The organism is Brevibacillus sp. FW306-2-1A-C05A (assembly GCF_058781555.1).
In genome coordinates this window covers 56950-73885 of the sequence record NZ_JBYSWV010000014.1, presented here as the reverse complement: position 1 = coordinate 73885, position 16936 = coordinate 56950, and the positions used below count along the sequence as shown (strand labels likewise).

Here is a 16936-nt window from a genome sequence, read left to right as displayed (position 1 = left end):
TAGAACAAAAAACCCCGCGGGGAAGCGGGGTTCCTTCTGTTCAAGCTTATTTGTACACCGTGTAGTTTCCGTTTACGTAGATGATTTTGTAGCCGGTGCGATCCGCAATCGCTTTGAGCGGCAAGGCCGGGATGTTGTTTTTCAACTGAACCGCTGTCGGCAAGGTGACGTTTTGGCCGTTGACGTTCATGATGTTGGAGCCGACCTTGAACTGCATCACGGTGTTGCCGCTGACGACTTTGGCCGTTGTTTTCGTATAGCTGACCGAGAAGCCGAGCGCGTCGCGGAAGAACGTCGTCGGGATGAGCGTGTGGCCATTGACTGTGTAAGGAGCGGCTGCCAGCGCTGTCGTTTTTCCTGATTTTGTAAACGAAGCGACATTGGCTTTGAAGCTCACGCCGTTCAGCGCGACGACAGTGGCCGGACGTGCAAAGATCAAGCCTTTTTCCTCGGACGTGTAGACGCCGATGCTGTACACGCCCGGAGTGGCCGGGTTCACAATTCCCGCTGTTTCCGCGATGTTGACTTGCACCGCTGCTCGCGCCGGGATGTCCGTCGAAGGAACGATAATCAGGTTTTGCCCGCGCGCGCCTACGTAGTTTGCGGCTACGCCGTTCACTGTTACCGTATTGGCTGGCACGTAAGCCGGCACGCGGAATCCGACAGGGAACACGATCTCGATGAAGCCCTGGTTGCGCACGATCGGAACGCCGATTCCTTTGATGCCTACCTGCAAGCCTGCCGGTGTCGATGCAGTCGCTCGGGTCAGGCCGATAGTTGCCAGCGTATTGTCGACAGGCACAGGTGCGGTTACGCCGGTAATTTGAAAATCTTTGGATTTGTACGTTTTGTTATCAATTTTTGCCGTAATGTTATAGGTTCCCGACGACTTCGGATTGGTCAGGTAGCCTTCGTAAGCGAATTTGATCGTCAGGCGGTTCGTGCTGGAAAAGCCGCTGGGCGTGCGGAAAAACACCTTGTTCCCGTTCACGCTAAGTCCCGTCACCTGATCGCCGTTGACGGTTACGTTAGAGTTTGTGATTACAGGCGGCACCATCTCCCAGTTCGGGAACTCTACCTGGATTTCTGTATTGCTGTACAGCTTGGAAGCCAGGTCAATGTCAAACGTGTAGCTGGATCTCGCTCCTGCCGAATTGTCGGACAAGGAGACGGAGAACGGCGTGCTGCTTGCACCCGTAATTTCTACATCCTTGGATTTGTACTCCTTGCTGTCATACTCGACGGTGTAGTAGTAGGACTTGCCGGGAGTGGACGGGTTGACGATTCCGGCAGACGAGCTGAATTCCAGCTTGATGTAGTTGTCGCCATCCGCGCCGCTCGGAATTTCGATGCGAATCGAATCGCTGTCGAGAATCGAGACGTACTCGGCTTTGTAGCCGTTCACTTTCACATCCGACTTGCTGATGCTTTTGGGCAGCATGTCTTTGGTTGGGAAATCAACGTAAATGTACTTGCCCTCTTTCAGCTTGCTGCTTTTTGACGCCAGCGTGAATTTGCCCAGCGTCAGGGAAATACTTTCTTCTGCATTTTTGTTGCTGTGCGAAGCCTCGAAGTCTCCCTTGCTGCTGCTGGATGACGACTTTCCGATCGTGACTTTTTTGCTCTTGTACGTGCTTTCACTGCTTGTCTTGACTTCAATCGAATAGCTTCCCTTGTCTTCGGGGTTGGTGACGTTGTCGATCGTCACGGTGACTACGGAGCCTTTTTTGATGCGTTCCCCGACCTCGATTTCCACCACATTTTTGTTGACGGATACGCTGTCGATCGTGACCTTGTCGCCATCGTCCTTCAGCGATACGTCGGATTTTTTCAGCTTTTTGTCAACGGTAAAGTCGGAAGGGAAACGGACGTAGATGAGGTCTCCCGACGCCAGTTCCTTGGCGATTTCAAACTCAATCGTATATTCGGTTTCTTCATCCACGTCTGTATCGTCTGCCGAAACCTCCTCAATGGAAAGAGCATGAGCGGCTTTTGGCTCCATCACAAATGGACTTGTTAGCACCGTAGTCGCCAGCAGGACAGAGATACCTTTCTTCGCGCTTTTGTTCAACGGTAACGCCTCCTTCTCCTGTGAAAAACTTTCCCGGTTCGTTTCGGGGGGCGAACAGCTCGCCGTTTTTCAAATATGGATGTGACCGCAAGCGGCCTGCAGCACATGGTGATGACCGTGTTCTGCAATTCCTTCTATGATAGGAAAAGTTCGGCAAGAAAGGGTTACAGACTGGTAACGAACGACTTTACCCACAGTTTGGAAAAATCAATCCAGCCAAAGGAATCAAGCGTAATTCCTCGCAGTGCCGGGTGATAGCGATCGATTCGTTTGGCGTGGTAAATGAACAAAAGCCACAGCTCGTCCTTCAACTCATCCTCAATTTTGGCCAACGCTTCCATCCGCTCGTCACGCTTGCCCAGGCTGAGCACTGCTGACAGACGTTCATCCATCCTCGCTCTTTTTTCGTCGTCCAAAAAGCGGTGGACCATCGTGCATTTGTTTTTGTACACCTCGATCAAGCCCAGCTCGATATCACGTTGCAGCACTTCTCCCATCATGCACATATCGGCGTGCCGATCGGGAAGCTCGGACAAAAACTCGGCTTTCGTCATGCTTCTCAGCTCCAGCCGAATGCCAATCTGCTGACAACGTTGCTGCAGCCACTTCGCTTCCCCCTCGCACTTCTTGCCTTCGCCGTAAAAAAGCGCAACCGCCTCTCCCTGATAGGCGCTTTTTTGCAGCCACGCAGCCGCTTCTTCCAACGTCGAGGGCGCAAAAGTCATTTGCCGGCTTCTTTCCGGCAAAAAGCTGCCTGCCGGGGAGTAATGCTCTTTTTTCAGCTCCGCAATCATCTGAACCGGGTCGAGCAAATGCTTGATCGCCTGGCGAAAAGCAAAGTCGTGCTGAATGCCCGGCTTGCGAAAATTGAAGTTCATATAATGGCAGCCGATCTCCTGAAACTCGATATTCAGGCTGTCCCCGCACTCGCGAGTGGCGGACGACGATGCCGGCATTTCCGGAAGCTGGTAGCGCATCCCGGTTTGCTCAGCGGCTGTTACGCGCCATATTTCTACCCGGTCCAGAATAGCCCGCTCCCGGTAGTAATCGTCAAATGCGCCCAGGACGAGTCTGTCCTCCGTAAATTCCATCATGCGAAAAGGTCCCGTCCCCACAATCGCCTGCTCGGAAAACGGCACATCGTACGGCAAAACCGACAGGGCGATCGACGCCGCCAAATGCAGAAAAAATCCGTTTGGCTCGCGCAAATGAAAGATAATCGTATAATCGTCGGGATGCTCGATGCTGGCAATATCCTCGACCTGCCAGCGATAGGGCGAATCGAGGTCGATGAGTCGCTGCACCGTGTAAGCTACATCTTTTCCGGTCAGCACGCGCCCATGATGAAAACGGACGCCTTTTCGCAAATAAAACGTCCAGGAGGTCATCTCCCGGTCGCTTTCCCACGCGTGGGCGAGCTGCGGCCGAAAGCTTTGGGTAGCCGGATCAAAAATGATGAGCGTATGGCAAATTTGCTGGATGAAGTGGCTCTCGGCCGATACCGCGACGAATGCCGGATCAACGGTCGAAAAAGCGCGCTCCCGCGGAATGCGCAAAACGTCCTGGCGCCTGGCCTCGCCCTCTTCAGCCACAAAACCGAACTGAGCGTTCCACACCTCGTGCAAGCGCAGCTTGACGTTGACAGGCAAGCTTTTATGCTGCAAAAGCTCCACCGCTTCCCGGATGCTGCCTTCTGCCAGCAACTGCTGAAAAGAATCGCTCAAAAACTGACCGACGTCGCAAAGAATCGTCAGCGTCGAATGATGGCCTCTTCCTACTCCGGGCTGCCACTTCAGCAGCCCTTGCTTCTCCCATTTGCGCAAAATCAGCTTCACGTTGCGCGGCGTGCAGCAAAGCAGCTCGGACAATTCCTTGATCCCGATCCGCTGCGCAAGCCCTGGCTCCCACTCGGGAAGACCGAGCAGCATTTGCAGAAAGTGTTCATGGCTTTTCATGGTCATCCATCCCCAAAAGGTGAAATTATTATTCCGATCTTACCCTTTTTCTTCTCCTTTTGACAGCTACAATTTAGGAAAGAAACGAAAGGGAAAGGTGGTCGCCTATGAACTTTTTACAACTGCATCCCAATATCCGCATCCGCATTGTGACTTCCTTTCTGACACGGCTGGTAGGAATGATGATTTTTCCGTTCATGGCCATTTACTTTTCTGCCAGGCTCGGGCAGGCGCTGACTGGCGTTTTGCTCAGCCTGACCATTTGCGCGCAGATTTTGCTCGGCTTTTACGGAGGCTATCTGGCTGATCGGTGGGGCAGAAAAAAGGTGATGGCTTACGGCCAAGGGGCACAATGCGTCGCTTTCGTCGTCATGACCATCGCCAATTCCCCCTGGCTCGATTCGGCCTGGCTCACGTATGCCATGATGCTTTTGCAAAGCGCGAGCAACGGGATGATAAGCCCGGCCGCCGATGCGATGCTGATTGATGTGAGCACCAGGGAAAATCGCCCCTTCATGTACAGCATCAACTACTGGGCCAGCAATTTGTCGATTGCGATCGGCTCGATTCTTGGCGGACTGCTGTTTGCGACACACCGCTTTGAGCTGCTCCTCGTCCTGACTTTGGTTAGCCTGTTTACCTTGTACATGATTGTGGTACGCATGCAAGAATCGTTTTTTCCGCAAAACGATGGTGCCGCCCGGGTATCTTTTGCAGGTACACGAGTTATCCTGGACGTGATGCGCAGCTACAGGCAGGTTTTGACGGATCGGTTATTTCTGCTGTTTTCGCTCGGAGGACTGTTCCTCTTCTCGCTGGAGTTCCAGACTGCGAATTACGTCGCAGTGAGGCTGGCCCAGGAGTTCCCTGTCCAGCACATCCGGCTTTTCGACTGGTTCGCATTGGAACTGACCGGGGTGAAAATGTTCAGTCTGATTCAAGTGGAAAATACGATCCTCGTCGTTTTGCTCTCGCTGTTCATCACCCGGCTGATCCAGCATGGAAAAGAAGCTTCGTCCATGTACGCTGGCGGGCTTTTGTATATATCCGGCTATGCGGTGATTTTGTACAGCAACTCGCTCGTCATCATCATGGCGGCTGCGTTGATCGCTACACTGGGCGAGCTGATTCACGTTCCGACCCGGCAAACCTACCTGGCACAGATCGTCCGCGACGATGCCCGCAGCTCTTACATGGCGGTAAACGGGCTTGTGCTGCAAGGAGCCAAAATCATGGGAGCCGTAGGCATCACTCTGGGAGCGATTTTGCCGTCTTACTTGATGGCGCTGCTGTTTTTCCTGCTTGGGGTCGCAGGTCTGCTGATCGTTCGCCATGTCGTATCGCAGTTGGAACACACTCGTTTTCCTCTCGCTCACGCAAAAGAAGCTGCCCGATAATGCTGTCGGGCAGCTTCTTGCTTTTCTCGATTTATTGCGGCGACAGGCTTTCCAGCAAAGCATCTCCGTTGGCCCCGACTTTAATCGTGGCAAACCTCGCATTTCGCTCTACCTCCAGGCCGGTTCCTTCCGGGACGAAGTAGCTCTCGATCCCGTACTCGACCTGGCTTGCCCCGACTGTTTTCCCGTTGATGATGACATCTGTCGGTTCAGCCGCATACGGTTTGTTCCATTTTCCTTCTTTTTCGTAGTAGCCGCCGTAGTTGTACACGTTATCGCTTTGCTTTCTCAGCACCACGCGAATTTTTTCTCCGGAAGAAAAATCTTCGTCCGCCAGTGTCGAGATCGTGTAGCCGAGCCTGACGTAATCGCCCTGCAAAAGCGAGCGCGGATCAACCGGAACCAGCTCCAGCTTGACAGACGTTCCTTTGGACAGGATCGACTCGCTGCTGTATACCTGGTAGCCAGCCAATATAAATTGCAGCAAAATAATCGGCACAAGGATCATCGGCCGGCGCGTGAATACGGCTGGCGTCGGTGCAGCCCACTCTCCTTGCATCCGGCGTTCCAGCCAGTAGCTGACCAGGAAAAACACGACGCTCAAAAGGAAGAGGCTCAGCGACTTGTGCAGCAAGCTCCACAGCAGGTCGTAGTACTTCATCAGCAGGAAGGCAAACCAGAAGGCGAGGACGATCCCGAAAGCGCTCTTCCCTTTTTTGCGCAAGGTCTGGTACAGCAAGTAGGTGGTGAAGGCGAAAAATCCGATATTGACCAGCAGATTCGTGGCAAACGCGTCAAAATGCATCTTGGTCAGCGCAATCAGCGCGAGCAATGCGTAGACGAGAGAGCTGTTCTGCAAGACAGCAGGCAAGCGTTTGACGTAGTACATCGCCATTTGAAACACAAATACGATCAGCAAGACCGTCGTTTCCGGCACATGCAAGTTCGTCAGCTTGAAAAACAGCACCAGCAAAAAGGCGAACTGAGTCAAAAGCCGCGCGGGAATGCTTGATACTGCCTTCCATACGTAAAGCAAAACGGCGAGGAACAATATCCAGAAAAACTGTTCCAAATAAAGCGAGGAAGCGACTCCAAGCATGTAGCCCATCGTGAGCAACGTGTAGCGCACCGTCGAATTCATCTTTTCCATGAAGAGGACAGGACCAACAAATCCGATCAGAGACAGAAAGAAGAGAAAGTAGACGACCGATTCATCTTCGAAAATAAGCATGAGCAGTCCGGTCAACGAGATCGCTCCGATTGATGCCGCGACTGTCGTCACGAGTACCGTAAAAGCCTCTTGAAAAAACTGCACCCATTTGCTTGTTTGGTGGGCGGATTCCTTGCGCAGCCAGTTGATGCCGACGACCGCTCCCCAGACGATGCCCGCAGCGGCCAAAAGCGCGATGAGGAAAAAGCCTTCGGAGTAATACTCCAGCATAAACCGGAAAAACTTCCCGAGTACAAACAGCGCCAGCAAGGAAGCCGTGACAATCAGCATGCCGCGATTGGGCCGCCATTTCAGAAAGACGAAAAACAGGAGTGCCCCCATCAACAGGTACAGCGTTTCCGGCAGCGCTCCGTACACGTCGACAAACGCCGACCAGAACAGGCTGACGGAAAAGACGAGGAAGGACAAATAGTAGATCGGCCGGGACTGCAGCTTCCGTGTAGCGGTCAAGTAAAACAACACGATGTTGCCCAGCGCGATCAGCCAATAAATCATGTACCACCACTCTTCTTCATGGCTCACATGCACGACGGCAGGATCGAGGAAAAAGCCGAGCGCGAGGTGCGCAAGGACGTAGCTGATAACATAAAACGGCTGGTAGCGCGTGAAAATGGCGAAAAGCAAATTGGGGATGAGCCAAACGACAAACAGCATGTAGCTATCCGCGTGGGAATTGTAGATTTGCCCCAATAAAGCGACACACAAGCCAAATGCCAGACCTCCGGCAACCAGCAGCCAGTTGCTGAGAAACGAATGACGCTTCCATACAAGCGAGGCCACATACGAAGACAGATAAAAAAGAGCCAATACGGCGGCACTGACGCCAATTTTCTCCCATCGGTCCATCACAGGCCAGTTGGAGGCAAAAAAGTAGAACAAAGCTGAAAGCAAAAGTGAAATGGCCAAGAAGTATCCCGTCTGAACAGCCTTTTGCTCCATCTGCACCACATCCCTTCTCATTTGCTTTCATGTACTCCCATTATATCCTTCTTTTGGGCAAAAGCGTCCTGGGGTTTTTTATGCCTGCCATCATGTCGAAAAAAAGACTGCCCCTAACGGCAGTCTGCACAACAACGCTTGCACTTTATTGTCCTTTGAGATAAGCGTCTTCTTCCTTCTCGTCACGCGGGACAGGCACTTCGCCGATGACGGTGTAGAGCGAAGCCGCTTCTTCTTTGCGCGGGTTTTCCTTGATGTCTTCCACTTTGACGGAGACGATCTTCTGTCCGAAGCGGATCGCCAGCTTGTCGCCGATTTTGACGTTGCTGGACGCTTTGGCCGGACGGTCGTTGATTTCTACCCGGGCTTTGTCGCACACTTCTTTGGCGAGCGTGCGGCGCTTAATCAGGCGGGATACTTTCAAATATTTATCCAGTCTCATCCTTACCCTCTCCCTTTTGTCTGGTGTTTGGCTTCCTCCCACCATTTGTCCATTTCCTGCAGGTCTGTCTGCTCAAACGTGCGACCCGCCTCTTGCAGCTTGCTTTCGATATAGGCAAAGCGTTTTTTGAACTTGTTGTTCGTCAAGGCCAGCGCTTCCTCCGGATCAAGCTTGAGGAAACGGGCGAGATTGACGACAGCGAAGAGCAGATCGCCCAGTTCTCCCGCGCGTTCTTCTTCGGAAGCTTCCCGCAGTTCGCGGTATTCCTCTTCTACCTTTTTGTAGACGTCTGCAATATCGTCCCAGTCGAAGCCGACCTCTGCCGCTTTTTTCTGGAGCTTGTAGGCGTACATCAGGGCAGGGAGATCGCGCGGAATGCCGGACAGCTTGGACACGGCGGCCACGTCAATGCCTTTTGCCGCTTTTTCCTGGGCTTTGATCTCCTGCCAGTTCGCGAGCGCTTCGTCCGAGTCGTTCGCGCTTTTTTCCCCGAAAACGTGCGGATGGCGGCGAACCAGCTTTTCGTTCAAGGTCGCAACCACATCGTCGACAGTAAAATACCCGTCCTCCGCTGCCATTTGCGAGTGCAGCATAATCTGCATCAACAAATCGCCCAGCTCCTCGCACATCGCGTCCGGGTCTTCGTCGTCGATTGTCTCCAGCACTTCGTACGTTTCTTCGATCAAGTTTTTGCGAATGCTCTGATGCGTCTGCTCGCGATCCCACGGGCAACCGTCCGGGCTGCGCAAAATCGCGACGATTTCTTTTAAATAGGAAAACTGGCGGTACGATACCGTCTCGTCCGTAGTCGGCGGAACGTACACCAAAGACAAGTTGCCAAAATGATCGACTCGATCCAGCTCGTACAGCGGCACGCTCTCGATGCGCTCTTGTCCGGCTACCCCTACTGCTGTCGCAACTGTCACCACATAATCATCCGGCAGCACTTCCATCAAGGTCAGCTTCACGTCAGAGGCGACAAAAGCGTCGTACACCTGGGCGATAATCGTGTGCAGGCCCGGCGATACTTGATGGGCAGCCAGCGCCGTTCCGTCCAGCAGGGCGAAGCCTTCGATCGGGTCGATGTGCAGACGGGCAAAGAGCGGGTCAATAAAGCTCTGCCCTCCGCCAATCTCAATCTGCACCCCGCGCCCCGGCCCTTCGGCAAGCAAAAGCTGAACGGTGCGCTCCGCCACCAGAGGATGTCCCGGAACAGCGTAAACGATGCTGCCCGCTTCCTCTGCTTTGGCAAAAAGCCGCTGCACGATCTCGGCGTACACCTCGGCAAAGCCGTCGTGCTGCTCGTACACCTCGTCAAACGACGTCAGCGCGATGCCCTCGCTGGCCAGTTGAGCCACCACCGGATGTTCTTTTGTCCGCAAATAAAGCTGGTTGGCTTGCTTGAGCGTCCGATAAATGCCGTATGGCAACTGGTCGAGATCGCCTGCGCCCAGCCCGACTACGGTAATCGTTTTCTTGTTCGTATCCAATCGTTTCGCCTCCGACATGCCTTTTATTTAGGAAGAAGCTGGAACCGTGTCAACAGCGCTGCAATTCGCTTTCCTTTTGGCAAAAAATGAATATCGTTGCGCGTCAGGCCGCCTGTCTTTAACAGGGCCAGCAAGTAAACGACCGCTCCGGCGCCAACGGAAATCAGCCCGACCAACGTTTGATACAAGCGCTCGGACATTCCTGTCTTGCCGAGCAGGGCGCTTGCTCCCCATTCTACAAGCAGAACGACCACCGACATGACAATGACAGACAAAAACGGCTTATGAACCGTTTGGCGCAATCCAATTTGCGCTCCCGTATATTTTTTAACTGCGAGCACATTCAGCCCCATCGCCACGAGATAGGCAAACACCGTAGACAAGGCGGCACCGGCAATCCCCCATAGCGGGACGAGCGCGAGGTTTAAAATGAGCTTGACCATGACGCCGATAAACAGGTTGCGCGCTGGCCGCATGACGCGCCCCAGCCCTTGCAGGATGCCTGCGCTGGCGATGCTCAACGTGGCAAACATAATCGTGAACGATTGTACGGCGAGCGCTTCGGTTCCGTTTTTGTCGCCGTACAGCATGACGTTGATCGGCTCCGCGAGCAAAGCGAGGCCGAACGAGGCCGGGAGTCCCAGCAAAAAGGTCAGGCGAATGGCGATTTCGGAACGGTTCGCGATCATGTGATGCTGCCTCTGCGCCACAGCCTCGCTGATCGCAGGCACAAGCGCCAAAGACAGCGACGTCGCAAAGAACGTACCGAACTGGATGAGCGGCTGGCCGCGGTCAAATGCCCCTTTTAACAACTTGGCCAAATCTTCCGGTGTGCCGCTTACTTGCAGCATGTTGACGACGGTAATGGAGTCGACCAGCGGAACGAGCGGCAAAACCAGCGCGCCCATGCAGATCGGAACAGCGTACATCAACAGGCTGCGCAGCACCTGACGGTTGGTCCAGGCCCCCACTCCTGCTCGCTGTGTTTGCTCGGGGATCAGTTGAGCGCCCTGCTTGTCTTTTCTCCAATACCACAGCAAGACGAGAATAGCAGCCACGCCCCCAGGAAAAGCAGCAAATACCGCTCCGGTCCCTGCGAGATAGGCGTCCTGGTAAACGTTCATCGCCCAGAAAGCCGCGAGCAAGATGAAAATAACCCGAACCAACTGCTCGATGACTTGCGATACTCCTGTCGGCATCATGTTTTGGTGCCCCTGAAAATATCCGCGCAAAATCGCTGCCATCGGCACGAGCGGCAAAGACCAGGCTACAGCCCGCAGCGGAGTCGTCAAATGCTCGTCCCCCATGAACCGGGCAATGAGCGGAGCGCCTCCGTACAACAGCAAAAAGAAAAACAAGCCAAGCACGACCAGCGAAAAGCTGGCAACGCGGAACGCTCTTCGCGCCCCCAGCGCATCGCCGATTGCGATGCGCTCCGAGACGATTTTGGAGATGGCGATAGGAAAGCCAGCCGTCGCCAGAATCAATAACGTGGTGTATAGCGGGTATACTTGCATATATACGTACAAGCCGATATCTCCGGCAATGTTTTGGTATGGAATGCGGTATACTGCGCCAAGCAGCTTGGAGACAAGACCGGCAACCCCGAGTATCGCGGCGCCTTTCACAAATTGAACAGATGCCTTTTCTTGAGCCATGTGCGTGAAATTTCTCCTCTCCAACCTGAAACTTCGTCCATTATACCACAAGGAAATCGGCGAGAAAAAATTTGGGAAGGCTCGTTCGCAACAGACGAGGCAAGCTTGTCAGCAGCAAAAAAACAGCCCCGGCAAAATCGAGGCTGTTCTCATGCATGCTTGCTATTGCTCCATTTGCTTCGCCAGAAAACCGGCTGCGGTCTCCGCCATTTTCATCTCCAGATCACTCATCTTGGTCGATTCGTTTTTGTTCAGGAGAATCACGGAACCGATCGGGTCACCCCCGGCCACGATAGGAGCGACGACGAACGAGCCGTATGTCTCGTTCATATCGCGGCAAATCTCATAAGTACCGGCGTTTTTCTCCAGTCGGGTTTTGCGTTCCTCCAAACATTTTTCCACAATGCTGCCAATGGCTTTTTCCAGGTACTCTTTTTTCGATGCCCCAGCTACGGCGATGACGGTATCCCGATCTGAGATCAATACGGTATGATTCAAGCTTTCATACAAGGAGTCAGCGTATTCTTTTGCAAAATCACCCAGTTCTCCTATCGGTGAATACTTTTTGAGAATGACTTCTCCGTCACGATCCACAAAAATCTCAAGCGGGTCGCCTTCACGAATGCGCAGTGTACGACGAATCTCCTTAGGAATCACGACCCGACCGAGGTCGTCAATTCGACGAACGATACCAGTTGCTTTCATGTCATGTTGCCTCGCTTTCCCTGAGAAGTGGGTAGTGAATAAATGGTGGTTGGTTACTTGTATTTTTTCCTCAAATTCTAATTTTAACTATGGGTGCTTGCATCAATTTTTACCAGTTGCTTCAGTTACTCTCCCCCGGGTGGTAGCGAGTGATTATAGTATTTGCCCTTGTTTCAAGAATATGCGAGAAAACGAAAAAACAGGGAAATGAATTCCCTGTTTTCGCTCCAAACGGTTTTTACTTTTTCGCTGCCTCGTTTTTGGACTGCGGCAGGTTGTACTTCACGATCAGCTTGTCCAGCTCGTTTTTGCCAAAAGCATCGTAGCCAGCCTCCAGCGCGTTTGCACGGAGCTCTTCCTTCATTTCATCGAAGGTTTTTTCCTTGCGGTTTTCAACCTTGATGATGTGGTAGCCAAAGCTTGTTTTTACCGGAGGACCCACTTCCCCGACTTTTTGTGTCAGAGCCGCATCCTTGAACTCAGGCACCCATTGGCTTACGTCGGCATTTTCGTACAGGCCGCCGGTTTCCTTGCTGCCCGGATCATCGGTAAACTCCTTCGCCAGCTTCGCGAAGTCCTCGCCCTTTTTCAGACGAGCTTCGAGGTCGTTGGCGATCTTCAGCGCTTCTTCAGGCTTGCGCTGCTCGGTGGAAATCAGGATGTGGCGCACCGACGCGATTGTGCGGGACGCTTTGTCCATTTGGTCATACTTCTGCTTCAATGTATCGTCACTGATGTTCTTTTTCAGCACCGTAATGGATTCGTTGATGAGCGCCATCTGGTTGGTCACCATTTCTTTGGTTACGCCCTGGCCTTCCATCAGCTTGTTGAACTTGGCCTCGTCCTTGCCCAAGAAGCCCATGTACTGGCCTTTGATTTTCTCAAAGGTTTTATCCGCCAAGTCTTTGGCTTCCTTCTTCATGGCATCGTCGGAGCGGCTCGCCAAAATTTTGGTCGCCGTGTACTCGCGCGCAAAAGCTTTCAGCGCTTCGTTGTCGGCTGCCTCGATCATGGTGCCTTGCTGCGGATTCATGAAGTTGATGACGCGCAGGAACTCTTCGAACTCCTGGCCTGTCACCGTGCCGCCCTGATACTCGACAAAAGCAGCCTTCGCATCTCCTGTATATGGCAGGGTCAGCTTGGGGAACTGTGTGAGTGGATCGTTGGCATCGGCAGCTTCGTTTCCTTGTTTATTTCCGTCTGTCTGACTGGCTGCGTTTTGATTCGGCTGCGCATTATCTTCTGCCTTTCCGCAGCCGGTCATGAGCGCCACGACCAGAACAGCAGAAGATAAAATCGCTACAGAACGTTTCATAGTAGGAATCTCCCTTCCCGGCAAGCCCCCCTGTCCCTTAGGACACAGGGCTTTCCGTACCGGTGTCTTTACGCACCTGATGAAATTGGCGCAGCAGTTTTTCAACAAGCTGTACGCCCTCGTCTTCTCTTAACCCCTTTACTTTAACAGTAATGGTGATCTGTTGTCCACCCGAGAGCCCCAGCCTGCGACTCCAACTACTGGCAAGCGCGAACAGAGCGCCGCCGTCAATGTTGTTGTTTTGGCTAGGATGCAAAACGAGCTTGATTTCGTCCGGATTTTTTTGGCTGATCTCGGTGATGTGGTGCTGCAAGGCGTAGACCCGCAAACGGGAAATGGTCAGCAGGTTGTCGACCGGCTTCGGAACAGGGCCGAAACGGTCAAGCAATTCCTCAGCCAGATCGTCGACATCTTCCAGCGTGGATACGGCGACGAACTTTTTGTACATCTCGATTTTTTGCCGGCTGTCGGTAATGTACATGGAAGGAATGTACGCATCGAGCTGCAGATTGATCTCCACAGGCGTCACCGCTTCCTGCTTGACCTCGCCCTTCAGCTCGTCAATCGCTTCCTTGAGCATCTGGCTGTACAGGTCAAAACCGACCGTGTTGATAAACCCGTGCTGCTCCGCGCCCAACAGGTTCCCCGCACCGCGAATGGACAAGTCGCGCATCGCGATCTTGAAGCCGGAGCCAAGCTCCGTAAACTCCTTGATAGCTTGCAGACGTTTTTCCGCGACCTCTGTCAGCACCTTGTCCCGTTGATACGTGAAATAGGCATAGGCAATCCGGTTCGAACGGCCAACCCGTCCGCGAAGCTGATACAACTGGGACAAGCCCATTTTGTCAGCATTGTAGATGATGAGCGTATTGACATTCGGGATGTCGACCCCTGTCTCGATGATCGTCGTGCTGACGAGCACGTCAAAATTGCCTTCGAGGAAGTCGAGAATGACGCCCTCCAGCTCGCTTTCGTTCATCTGCCCGTGCGCAACCGCAATGCGCGCATCAGGGACGAGCATGGAAATTTGCTCCGCCATCTGCTCAATGCCCTGTACCTGGTTGTAGAGGAAAAAGACTTGGCCGTCGCGCGCCAGCTCGCGTTCGATCGCTTCGCGCACCAGCGCAGGGCTGTATTCCATGACGTAGGTCTGTACCGGGAAGCGGTTTTCCGGCGGCGTTTCGATGACGGACAGATCGCGCACGCCGAGCATCGACATGTGCAACGTACGCGGAATTGGCGTCGCTGTCAGCGTAATGACGTCGACGTTTGTCTTGATTTGCTTCAGCTTTTCCTTGTGGCTCACACCGAAGCGCTGCTCCTCGTCGACGATGAGCAGTCCCAGTTCGCGGAACATCAAGTCTTTGGAGAGCAGGCGGTGCGTCCCGATGACGACATCGACCGTGCCTTCCTTCAATCCTTTTAGCGTCGCGTTCTGTTCCTTGCGCGAACGGAAACGGCTGAGCACCTCGACGCGAATCGGATACTCGGCAAAACGCTCGCGGAACGTCTCGTAATGCTGCTGGGCCAAAATCGTCGTCGGCACCAGCACCGCCACCTGCTTGCCGTCCATGACAGCCTTGAACGCTGCGCGAATCGCGACCTCGGTTTTTCCGTAGCCTACGTCCCCACATACTAGACGATCCATCGGCCGTCTGCGTTCCATATCCGCTTTGACCTCTGCAATTGCCCGAAGCTGGTCCGGCGTCTCCTGATACGGGAACATCGCTTCAAATTCCCGCTGCTCGGTCGTATCGGGAGAAAAAGCGTGGCCAACGGCTGCTTCGCGCGCGGCGTACAGCTTGATTAAGTCTTCGGCAATGTCCTTGACGGAAGACTGGACTTTGTTTTTGACCCGTTTCCATTCGGTACCGCCCAGGCTGTAGATTTTCGGCTGCGCTTCCTCGCTCGCCACGTATTTTTGCACGTGGTCGATCTGGTCGATCGGGACAAACAGGCTGTCGCCTGCCGCATATTGAATGTGAAGGTAATCTTTATGAATTCCGAGTATTTCCTTGGTTTCAATTCCGAGGTATTTTCCAATCCCGTGATTCACGTGCACCACGAAATCGCCGGGCTTGAGCTCCAAATAATTTTTGATCCGCTCGGCGTTGTTCATCGTCTGCTGCACTTTGCGCGCCTTGCGCTGCTTCGCAGTAAATACTTCGCCTTCCGTAATAACGACCAGCTTGTTTAACGGCAGCTCGAAGCCTGTCTGGAGGTTCCCCAGAATGATCGTAGGCCGCCCTGGCGGCACTACCTCGACCGCTTCGGTCAACACGTCCGCCTCCATCTCATAATCGTGCAGGACGCGTTCCAGACGCTTTGCGCGCTCCAGATCGGCGGCGACAAACACAATCTGATCCTGGGACTTTTTCCAGCGGGCCAGCTCTGTCTTCAGCACGTTCATCTGCCCGTGGAAGTTTTGCATGGTGCGACAGGTCAGGTTGACGATGTTTTGCGGCTGGGTTTTCGGCGACTGCCGGAGGAACAGAGACAGGTGGACAATCTGCCGTTTTTTGTGGGAGACAATCTCTTCATACGTGCGGGACAAGCTGAGGTTAGCCATGTACTCGCCCTGGATGATTCGTCCCGTCAGCCACTCCGCCTCTTCTTTTTGCAACTGGGCAGCCGTATCCAGGACGCGGGAAGGCTCATCCATAATCAGCAGAGTCTCGGACGGCATGTAGGACAAAAGCGTGTCCTGCGACGGATAGATCACCGAGATGTACGAGTACAACTGGGAAAAGCGTTGCCCTTCCTTCATCCGTTCAATATCGGTACCGATGCGCTCCACTACTTTTTCCTTGGCTGCGCTATCTTTCAGCTTGGCAACGGTTTCACCGAGCTTCTGCTCTAAGCGGACAGCCGATTCCATCAGCAGTTGCGTAGACGCGATCATTTCTTTTGCCGGGCCCAAAATATAGGTCTGGACGGATTCCAGCGAGCGCTGGGAAAGCATGTCAAACGTGCGGATCGAGTCAATTTCCACATCGAACAGCTCGATGCGCACAGGCCACTCCGAATCGATCGGATACAAGTCGATAATGCCGCCGCGGACACTCAGCTCGCCTTTTCGCTCGACCATATCGACGCGCTCGTAGCCAAGCTCGATACAACGGGACAAAAACGATTCAACATCCAGCTCGTCACCGACTGACAGCGTAATCTGCGCTTCTTTCCACACCTCCGGCGGGACGACCAGACGGCGCAACCCTGCAAACGGCGCAACCAAAAAACCCGTAAAGCCTTGGGCCAGACGGTTGAATACATGAATGCGCTGCACCAGCATCTCCGGACTGGCGATGGCAAGCTCGGAGCCGATCAGCTCGTTTCCGGGATAGAGCAGCACTTGATCGGAGGGAACCAGCTCAATCAGGTCCTCGTAAACTTTTTGCGCTTGGTACATGTTATGCGTGACGACACAGACCGGGCGTCCGGTTATTTGCTTCAGTGCCGCCATCAGTGCCTGCCGGGCCGAACCTGCCAGACCGGAGACGAGCTGCTCGTGCAGACCTTTCTCCAAACCAGCCACAATTGTCCCGACGTTCGAGTCTTGTTTCATCGGGTTAATGATGACTTGCATTCACTAATCCCCTCTCTAATTCTTCTGTCATCTGCAGCCAGAGCCTGACTGGACGTGCGATTTTTGCCGCAGGTCGACCATGCGAAAAGAAGCCTTAGCTCCCCAAGCTAAGGCCTTGTCAGTGCAAGCCTTCCTAACGAGTATCCA

At 53.5% G+C, this 16936-nt stretch carries 10 protein-coding genes; 1 reads left to right on the top strand and 9 read right to left on the bottom strand.

The annotated features are described in order from the left end of the window. Window positions 1-46: 46 nt before the first annotated feature. The gene (locus tag AC3WJN_RS11140; protein ID WP_122952821.1) at window positions 47-2071 is read right to left on the bottom strand and encodes a copper amine oxidase N-terminal domain-containing protein; all 2025 of its coding nucleotides are present in this window, start codon (window positions 2069-2071) and stop codon (window positions 47-49) included. A 164-nt stretch (window positions 2072-2235) separates the two neighbouring features. Further along, window positions 2236-4026: an SgrR family transcriptional regulator gene (locus AC3WJN_RS11135; protein ID WP_007776385.1), complete on the bottom strand. Its 1791-nt coding sequence runs from the start codon at window positions 4024-4026 to the stop codon at window positions 2236-2238. A gap of 107 nt (window positions 4027-4133) precedes the next feature. Here AC3WJN_RS11135 and AC3WJN_RS11130 point away from each other — a divergent pair, with 107 nt between their 5' ends. Beyond that, window positions 4134-5423: an MFS transporter gene (locus tag AC3WJN_RS11130; protein ID WP_221842998.1), complete on the top strand. Its 1290-nt coding sequence runs from the start codon at window positions 4134-4136 to the stop codon at window positions 5421-5423. Window positions 5424-5454: 31 nt separating this feature from the next. Here AC3WJN_RS11130 and AC3WJN_RS11125 read toward each other — a convergent pair whose 3' ends face one another. The 7 genes from AC3WJN_RS11125 to mfd all read right to left on the bottom strand — a co-directional run bounded on the left by AC3WJN_RS11125 (window position 5455) and on the right by mfd (window position 16789). Then, the gene (locus tag AC3WJN_RS11125) at window positions 5455-7614 is read right to left on the bottom strand and encodes a GDYXXLXY domain-containing protein (protein ID WP_237716570.1); all 2160 of its coding nucleotides are present in this window, start codon (window positions 7612-7614) and stop codon (window positions 5455-5457) included. A gap of 124 nt (window positions 7615-7738) precedes the next feature. After that, on the bottom strand, window positions 7739-8035 hold the full coding sequence (locus AC3WJN_RS11120) for an RNA-binding S4 domain-containing protein (RefSeq protein ID WP_005828643.1): 297 nt from the start codon (window positions 8033-8035) through the stop codon (window positions 7739-7741). Window positions 8036-8037: 2 nt separating this feature from the next. Continuing rightward, window positions 8038-9543 (bottom strand): bifunctional methyltransferase/pyrophosphohydrolase YabN, encoded by a 1506-nt coding sequence (yabN, locus tag AC3WJN_RS11115; RefSeq protein ID WP_051353861.1) that lies wholly within the window; start codon window positions 9541-9543, stop codon window positions 8038-8040. Between the two features lie 5 nt (window positions 9544-9548). After that, complete coding sequence (locus tag AC3WJN_RS11110) at window positions 9549-11183, bottom strand: putative polysaccharide biosynthesis protein (protein WP_007776380.1); 1635 nt, start codon at window positions 11181-11183, stop codon at window positions 9549-9551. Window positions 11184-11345: 162 nt separating this feature from the next. Continuing rightward, the gene (gene spoVT, locus AC3WJN_RS11105; protein ID WP_005828646.1) at window positions 11346-11888 is read right to left on the bottom strand and encodes a stage V sporulation protein T; all 543 of its coding nucleotides are present in this window, start codon (window positions 11886-11888) and stop codon (window positions 11346-11348) included. 238 nt (window positions 11889-12126) lie between these two features. Further along, window positions 12127-13203, bottom strand: coding sequence for a peptidylprolyl isomerase (locus AC3WJN_RS11100; RefSeq protein WP_005828647.1), 1077 nt, complete (start codon window positions 13201-13203; stop codon window positions 12127-12129). Between the two features lie 37 nt (window positions 13204-13240). Then, on the bottom strand, window positions 13241-16789 hold the full coding sequence (mfd, locus tag AC3WJN_RS11095; protein WP_007776378.1) for a transcription-repair coupling factor: 3549 nt from the start codon (window positions 16787-16789) through the stop codon (window positions 13241-13243). Window positions 16790-16936 lie beyond the last annotated feature (147 nt).

Excerpts from the sequence above, each read along its gene's own strand:
- AC3WJN_RS11130 (WP_221842998.1), top strand. The coding sequence starts at position 4,134 with ATGAACTTTTTACAACTGCATCCCAATATCCGCATCCGCATTGTGACT.
- AC3WJN_RS11120 (WP_005828643.1), bottom strand. The coding sequence starts at position 8,035 with ATGAGACTGGATAAATATTTGAAAGTATCCCGCCTGATTAAGCGCCGC.
- AC3WJN_RS11100 (WP_005828647.1), bottom strand. The coding sequence starts at position 13,203 with ATGAAACGTTCTGTAGCGATTTTATCTTCTGCTGTTCTGGTCGTGGCG.
- mfd (WP_007776378.1), bottom strand. The coding sequence starts at position 16,789 with ATGCAAGTCATCATTAACCCGATGAAACAAGACTCGAACGTCGGGACA.
- spoVT (WP_005828646.1), bottom strand. The coding sequence starts at position 11,888 with ATGAAAGCAACTGGTATCGTTCGTCGAATTGACGACCTCGGTCGGGTC.
- yabN (WP_051353861.1), bottom strand. The coding sequence starts at position 9,543 with ATGTCGGAGGCGAAACGATTGGATACGAACAAGAAAACGATTACCGTA.
- AC3WJN_RS11135 (WP_007776385.1), bottom strand. The coding sequence starts at position 4,026 with ATGAAAAGCCATGAACACTTTCTGCAAATGCTGCTCGGTCTTCCCGAG.
- AC3WJN_RS11125 (WP_237716570.1), bottom strand. The coding sequence starts at position 7,614 with ATGAGAAGGGATGTGGTGCAGATGGAGCAAAAGGCTGTTCAGACGGGA.
- AC3WJN_RS11110 (WP_007776380.1), bottom strand. The coding sequence starts at position 11,183 with ATGGCTCAAGAAAAGGCATCTGTTCAATTTGTGAAAGGCGCCGCGATA.